The following is a 6,092-nucleotide window of genomic DNA, read 5'->3' as shown; positions in this document are numbered from 1 at the left end:
TTCGCAACCCGCTCGCCGGGCGTCGCTTTCGAGGGCAAGGGTTTTGGTCTCATCTTCGTTCCTTCGTCACTACGACGAGACCAAAACCCTCCTCTAAACTGAACCCTCAATCTGTCTCATTGGCGCTGACGGCGGACAACCGGCCGTTCGTCGCCGGCGCGCGGGCGAAGTCTGCGCTGTCGGTCGCGCTGGACGACGGCGGCGTGGAGACGGGCGATTTCGCCGGCCTGGCCAGCTCGGCCGACACCTTCGCCGGCTGGATTTCGTCGATGAAGGCCGAGTTCAGAAAAACGACGGGCGGAGGTCGTCCAGCGACTCCCGCCCGTCCTTCCTGATCTTCCTCCCCCTGCGGGTGAGAAAGGTCTTACTTGTTGACCGCATCCTTGAGCGGCTTCGACACGCGGAAGCGCACCGCCTTGGAGGCGGCGATCTTGATGGTCGCGCCGGTGGCCGGGTTGCGGCCTTCGCGGGCGGCGCGGGCGGCCGTGTCGAACACGCCGAGGTTCGAGATGCGGACGTCGCCGCCGCCGGTCAGAGACGAATGGATGTTCTTGACGATGGCTTCCAGAACGCGGCCAGCGTCGGCTTGCGATACACCAGCGTCCTTGGCGACGGCGGCGATGAGTTCGGCTTGAGTGGTCATTGTGGGTCGTTTCCCGATTGAAGCTCGCCCTGATTCAGGGACGATGACGGACGGATCAGGACCGCTTTTATCGCACTTGGCAAGCGCATTGGTGCGGAAACCCCCACGGGGTGGGGATCTATCCGGAGCCGGACGCCCTCTGGAAGCTCTCGACCAGGCTTCCGGCGACCAGTCTCCAACCGTCCACGAGCACGAAAAAGATCAGTTTAAAGGGCAGGGAAATCACCACCGGCGGGAGCATCATCATACCCATGGACATGAGCACGCTGGCGACCACCAGATCGATCACAAAGAACGGAACGAAAAGGAGAAATCCGATTTCGAAGGCGGTCTTCAACTCGCTGATCATGAAGGCCGGCGTGACCACTCGCAGGGGCAGATCGACCCCCGCCGCGGGGGTCTCCAGATTGGACAGCCGGACGAACAACTCGAGGTCGTCCTGGTCCACCTGACCCAGCATGAAAGTCTTCACAGGTTCCGATGCCGCATCGAAGGCCTGGGGCAGCTCCATCTGCTGATCCAGCAGCGGTCGGATGCCCGAATCATAGGCGTCCTGCCATGTCGGAGCCATGACGATGGCGCTCAGAAACAGGGCGAGGGACACCAGAACGGCGTTGGGTGGCGACTGCTGCATGCCCAGCGCGGTCCGCAGCAGCGACAGCACGACGACGATCCGCACGAAGCTGGTCGTCATGATCACGATCGACGGTGCCAGCGACAACACGGTCATCAGGCCGACCAGTTGCACGACCCGTTCGGTCAGGCCCGATCCCGTGCCCAGATCGATGTTGATCGCCGCCCCGGGAGCACCGGTTGTCGCCAGGTCCTGAGCCAGCGCGCCCAAAGGCCACAGCAGGCACAGGCCCGTGGTGATCAGCGACAGCACCGCCGCCCGCTTCAGCTCGGAGCGGTTGGGGAGGCCGAACAGCTTCGGCCTCTCCCGGGAAGACGTCGGGGTGGGGGTGGATGAGGGAGAAGACTGGCACCTCACGAGCCTGCCCCTGCGTCGGATCCGCGCGGCCCGATCAGTTCGCGGCCTTCGCCGAGAATCAGCAGCCGCTCCTCGTCGTCGATCTTGACCAGCACCAGCCGACGGGCAGGGTCCAGAACCAGGGTCTCGACCACCTGCATCCGCCGCTCGCCGCGTTCGGCGCTCAGCTTGGCCAGCAGTTGCGGCGCGTAGCGGCGCGCGGCCCAGGCGGCCAGGCCGATTATGCCGAGAGTGAAGGCCAGGGCGAACAACGCCCGCAGCAGGTCAATGAAATTCATGCGTCAGCGGCCCCGCCGGACGTCGTGCTCCGGCGCGTCAGACTTCGACGATCATGGTTAACGCTCTGTTGAGATAACGCCCCGTTAACCATACAGGCGGCAGTTTCTGCCCATCTTGAAGGGGCGATCCGCGCCCGGAGCCTGTTCCGTGGGCATCACCGACCTGCCGCTGCTGGGCCAGATCAAGGGCCGCCTGTCCTGGCTGGGCGAGCGCCAGCGCGTCATCGCCGAGAATGTCGCCAACGCCGACACGCCCGGCTACGCCAGCCGTGACGTGAAGCAGCCGAGCGACTTCGCCGCCGCGATGCGCTCGGGCGGAGGTGGGCTCCGCATGGTGACGACCAGCGCTATGCACATCGCGCCGCAGGGCCCGGTCACTCGCTTAGAAAGCAGGTCGGCCCCTGACTCGGAGACCACGCTGGACGGCAATTCGGTCGTGGTCGAGGAGCAGATGCTCAAGATGGCCGAGAGCCGCATGGCCTATGACGCCGCCATCGGCTTCTACCAGAAGTCCATGCAGATGCTGCGCATGGCGGCCCGGCCGCCCGGCCGATGACAGACAGGGAATAGCCGATGACCGACGCCGTCCCGCCGCGCAACAGCGCCATGGCCGTGGCAGCCAGCGCCCTGAAGGCGCAGCAGTCCCGCATGCGCGTGATCGCCGAGAACATCGCCAACGCCCAGTCGACCTCGCCAGTCGCGGGCGGTCAGCCTTATCGCCGCCAGATCCCCGTTTTTCAGGCCCGCGAGATCGACGGCGCCACCGGCGTCACCCTGGCCCAGGTCCGGCCTGACATGGGCAATTTCCGCAGCGAATACGATCCGTCCCATCCGGCCGCCAACGCCGAGGGCTATGTGCTGCGTCCCAACGTCGACACCCTGATCGAAGCCATGGACATGCGCGAGGCCCAGCGCGCCTACGAAGCCAACCTCAACGTCATCGAGACGGCCCGTTCGATGGACGCCCGTACCCTCGATCTGCTGAAGAAATAGGACTGACGCATGAACCCCTTGGCGGCGGCGCGCGCCTATTCGGCGATCCAGGGCACGGAGATGCCGTCGGCCCCCGCCGCGGGCGTCGGCCAGGCCGGCTTCGCCGAGATGCTGACCAGCGTCTTGGGCGACATGACCCAGACCTCCAAGGCAGCCGAGACCCAGATGGCCTCGGCCGTCCAGGGGCAGGGCAGCCTGATCGACGTCGTCACCGCCGTCGCCTCGGCCGAGGCCTCGCTGGAAACCGTAATGGCCGTGCGGGATCAGGTGATCCAAGCCTATCAGGAAATCATGCGGATGCCGATCTGATCGGTGGCGTTCAGCCTTCCAGCGAAACCACCGGCTGGGTCGCAGTGTCGGAGCGACTGCTCTTGCCCTTCACCCAGCCCCTGATCCGGTTCTGAATCGGCGTGTCCACGGTGTAGTGGAACAGGAAGGCGAAGACGAAGGAGTGGGATCGATTCCGCCGCAATTCATTCGTAAGCACTTGATACAGAAGCTGAAATTACAGCCAGACCGTCAGTATTTGGTGCAGGCGCATCCGTACCGCGCTTTTTTGAAGCTCAGCCAGCCTTGGGGCAGGCACCCGCCTGGCCATCGGCTGGACCGCGCTCGGCATCTGCCTGTCGCTGCGCTGGCTGGAGGATATGGGACAGATCGTCAGCCCACCTGTGGCGCTGACCCGGCTGTTCTGATCAGCCCCGCGCCAGCCTCAGGAATTCCTCGCGCGTCCGGGCGTCGTCGCGCACGACGCCAAGCAGCGCGCTGGTGGTCAGGCGGGTGCCCGGCGCGTCCACGCCGCGTATCGTCATGCAGCTATGTTCCGCCTCGATGACCACGCCTACGCCGTGTGGCCTCAGCACCTCTTCGATGGTCCGCGCGATCTCGGCCGTCATCTTTTCCTGGATCTGGAGCCGCCGCGCATAACCGCGCACCACCCGCGCCAGCTTCGAGATGCCGACCACGCGGTCCGTGGGCAGATAGCCGACGTGCGCCACCCCGACGACCGGCAGCATGTGGTGCTCGCAGAAGCTGACGAAGCGGATGTCTTTCAGTACGACCAATTGATCATAGCCGCCGACCTCCTCAAAGGTCCGCTCCAGATAGGCGCGTGGTTCGACCTCGTAGCCCGAGAACAGCTCGCGATAACTGCGCGCCACCCGCGCCGGCGTGTCCAGCAGGCCCTCGCGATCGGGGTCGTCCCCGGCCCATTCGATCAGGGTGCGGACGGCGGCTTCGGCTTGCGTCTGGGAAACGGTGCTGGAGGTCATGCCCTCCTTAGACCGCGAAGCGTCGCCGGGTTCCAGCCGCCTGATCCCGGCCGGGCGTCAAGAGCCTGTCAGGCTCAACCGGCTGATCAGAACCGCCGCGCGCTGCGACTGGCGCACCAGACTGTCCAGATCGACCCATTCGCCGTCGGCGTGGGTGTTGCCGCCTGCGAAGCCCAGCCCGCCCAGCGTATCGACGTCCCCGGCGACGAAGCCGCTGTCCGCCGCACCGCGTCGGGCCGGGTCCAGCTCGCCCATCCCGGGCAGGCCCAGATCGCGGTTGACCGCGTTCAGCCGGGCCAAGAGGGCGCGATTGCCCTCGGTCGGCGCCATCGGCGGATAGGCGTCTTCGGCGAAGACCAGGTCGGCCCGGGTCTGCGGCAGGTGCTGGTCGACAATGGCCGCCATCCGCTGGCGCACCCGCGCGTCCTGTTCGGGCGTCAGGGTCCGCAGGTCGCCGCGCGCGAGGGCGGTTTCGGCCACGATGTTGGTCTTGCCGGACGCGGTCACGGCGAAGCCCTGGTCGTCGATCGCTGCGGGAGTTCCGCCCGCGATGACGCCGACGTTGTAGGTCAGGTTCGGCTCCGGCAGCTCTCGCCGGAATGCGTCGAGGATGCGCGCCATCTCATAGATCGCGCCATAGCCCAGCGTCGCGTTGAAGATGCCTTGGGAATGTCCGGTGCGCCCGCCGGTGGTCAGGGTCCAGCTGGACGAACTGCGCCTCGCGACGGTGCCCATGTCCTGGCCCTCACTGACGATCAGGTTCTCGAACTCCAGTGCGTAGTCGGCGATCCGGCCCGCCTCGATCAGGTCGCGCCGCGAGATCGCCAGCGGCACGCCCGGTCGCTCCTCGTCGCCGGTCAGGATGATGGTCACACTCGCTTCGGCCAGCGTCCCCGCCGCCTGCATCGCCCGCATCGCCGCGATGATCACGACCACACCGCCCTTGTCGTCGCCGATGCCCGGCCCGGTGGCCCTCGACTCGTCGCGAGCAAAGGTCTGGAACGGGCTATCGACCTCGAACACCGTGTCCAGATGGCCGATCAGCAGGACGTTGCGACCGCGCCCCGGATGCGTGGCGATCAAATGCCCGGCGCGCCCGGTTTCGGTCATGTCGACCCAGCGGACCTGGAACCCAAGCGGCTCCAGTTCGGCCCGGACCATGTCGCCGACGACCCGCACACCGGCCAGGTTCAGGGTGCCGGAGTTGACGTTCACCAGCCGCTCCAGCAGGGCGATGTGGCGGTCATGCTCGGCCGCGACCGTCCGCATCATCGTCCGCTCGGCTTCGCTGGTCTGCGCCAGGGCGGGCGCGGCGAGGCCCATGGCCATGACGACGGCTAGGATCAAACGCATTCTAACTCCCGGGAAGACCGGTTTAACCGTCATCCATCGACGCCTGCGAGTAAAGTCGGAAGGCAGTCGCACCTTTCCTAACTCCTCGTTAACCACGCACCCGGCATTCCTTGCCCAGTGATCGGGCGCAAAGCACCTCGGGCAGTGGAAGCGTGGAATGAACGGCGGCGAAGTTCTGGATATCGGGCGCGACGCCATCTGGCTGACCATCCAGCTCTGCGCCCCGATCCTGATCGTCGGCTTGGTCGTCGGCGTCGTCATCGGCCTGTTCCAGGCCTTGACCCAGATCCAGGAACAGACCCTGATCTATGCGCCCAAGATCATCGCCATCTTCATTTCCCTGCTGCTCTTCCTGCCGCTGATGGGCTCGCTGCTGGGCAGTTTCATGCGCACCATCACGTCGCGCATCGCCGGCATGTGATCTAGGCTCAGGACCCATTAAAGGGATTCACACGGTCGTGGCGATCTGATTCACTGGTGGCAGGAGGAGCCTGTCATGAGTGATCTGTTTTGGCTGACGGACAAGCAGATGCGTCGGATCAAGCCATATTTCCCGCTGTCGC

Annotated in this window: 11 protein-coding genes; 5 read left to right on the top strand and 6 right to left on the bottom strand. The window is 65.7% G+C overall.

All coding sequences use genetic code 11. The features are described from left to right. The coding region (locus tag ACESMO_RS07875) for a hypothetical protein (protein ID WP_372707608.1) at positions 1-335 on the top strand (335 nt) is incomplete at its 5' end. A gap of 29 nt (positions 336-364) precedes the next feature. Here the strand turns inward: ACESMO_RS07875 and ACESMO_RS07870 are convergent. From ACESMO_RS07870 to ACESMO_RS07860, 3 genes are all read right to left on the bottom strand, one after another. Beyond that, positions 365-643, bottom strand: a complete 279-nt coding sequence (locus tag ACESMO_RS07870; RefSeq protein WP_298162342.1) for an HU family DNA-binding protein — start codon at positions 641-643, stop codon at positions 365-367. 118 nt (positions 644-761) lie between these two features. Next, complete coding sequence (fliP, locus tag ACESMO_RS07865) at positions 762-1,571, bottom strand: flagellar type III secretion system pore protein FliP (RefSeq protein WP_372707610.1); 810 nt, start codon at positions 1,569-1,571, stop codon at positions 762-764. A 59-nt stretch (positions 1,572-1,630) separates the two neighbouring features. After that, a complete protein-coding gene (locus ACESMO_RS07860) occupies positions 1,631-1,912 on the bottom strand; it encodes a FliO/MopB family protein (RefSeq protein ID WP_372707607.1) in 282 nt (93 codons plus the stop codon). Positions 1,913-2,060: 148 nt separating this feature from the next. On the opposite strand from ACESMO_RS07860, the gene ACESMO_RS07855 reads away from it, so the two are divergent. Genes ACESMO_RS07855 through ACESMO_RS07845 form a run of 3 tightly spaced genes read left to right on the top strand, consistent with a single transcriptional unit; the run spans position 2,061 to position 3,214 of the window. Continuing rightward, positions 2,061-2,468 carry a flagellar basal body protein gene (locus tag ACESMO_RS07855; RefSeq protein ID WP_372707606.1) on the top strand — a complete coding sequence of 136 codons (408 nt, stop codon included), beginning with the start codon at positions 2,061-2,063 and terminating at the stop codon, positions 2,466-2,468. Between the two features lie 50 nt (positions 2,469-2,518). After that, entirely contained in the window at positions 2,519-2,905 is a 387-nt protein-coding gene (flgC, locus tag ACESMO_RS07850) for a flagellar basal body rod protein FlgC (RefSeq protein WP_372707609.1), read from the top strand. 9 nt (positions 2,906-2,914) lie between these two features. Beyond that, positions 2,915-3,214, top strand: a complete 300-nt coding sequence (locus tag ACESMO_RS07845) for a flagellar hook-basal body complex protein FliE (RefSeq protein WP_372707605.1) — start codon at positions 2,915-2,917, stop codon at positions 3,212-3,214. A 10-nt stretch (positions 3,215-3,224) separates the two neighbouring features. Here the strand turns inward: ACESMO_RS07845 and ACESMO_RS07840 are convergent, their stop codons facing one another. The 3 genes from ACESMO_RS07840 to ACESMO_RS07830 all read right to left on the bottom strand — a co-directional run bounded on the left by ACESMO_RS07840 (position 3,225) and on the right by ACESMO_RS07830 (position 5,529). Next, positions 3,225-3,377, bottom strand: a complete 153-nt coding sequence (locus ACESMO_RS07840) for a hypothetical protein (RefSeq protein WP_372707604.1) — start codon at positions 3,375-3,377, stop codon at positions 3,225-3,227. A 223-nt stretch (positions 3,378-3,600) separates the two neighbouring features. Beyond that, positions 3,601-4,176 carry a GTP cyclohydrolase I FolE gene (folE, locus tag ACESMO_RS07835; protein WP_372707603.1) on the bottom strand — a complete coding sequence of 192 codons (576 nt, stop codon included), beginning with the start codon at positions 4,174-4,176 and terminating at the stop codon, positions 3,601-3,603. A 57-nt stretch (positions 4,177-4,233) separates the two neighbouring features. Then, on the bottom strand, positions 4,234-5,529 hold the full coding sequence (locus ACESMO_RS07830) for a M20/M25/M40 family metallo-hydrolase (protein ID WP_372707602.1): 1,296 nt from the start codon (positions 5,527-5,529) through the stop codon (positions 4,234-4,236). A 157-nt stretch (positions 5,530-5,686) separates the two neighbouring features. Here ACESMO_RS07830 and fliQ point away from each other — a divergent pair, with 157 nt between their 5' ends. Beyond that, a complete protein-coding gene (fliQ, locus tag ACESMO_RS07825; protein ID WP_372707601.1) occupies positions 5,687-5,950 on the top strand; it encodes a flagellar biosynthesis protein FliQ in 264 nt (87 codons plus the stop codon). Positions 5,951-6,092: the final 142 nt, after the last annotated feature.

Source organism: Brevundimonas sp. (genome assembly GCF_041688735.1).
In the GTDB taxonomy this organism is placed as follows: domain Bacteria; phylum Pseudomonadota; class Alphaproteobacteria; order Caulobacterales; family Caulobacteraceae; genus Brevundimonas.
The sequence above is the reverse complement of the archived record's forward strand: the minus strand, read 5'-3'. Positions and strand labels throughout refer to the sequence as shown.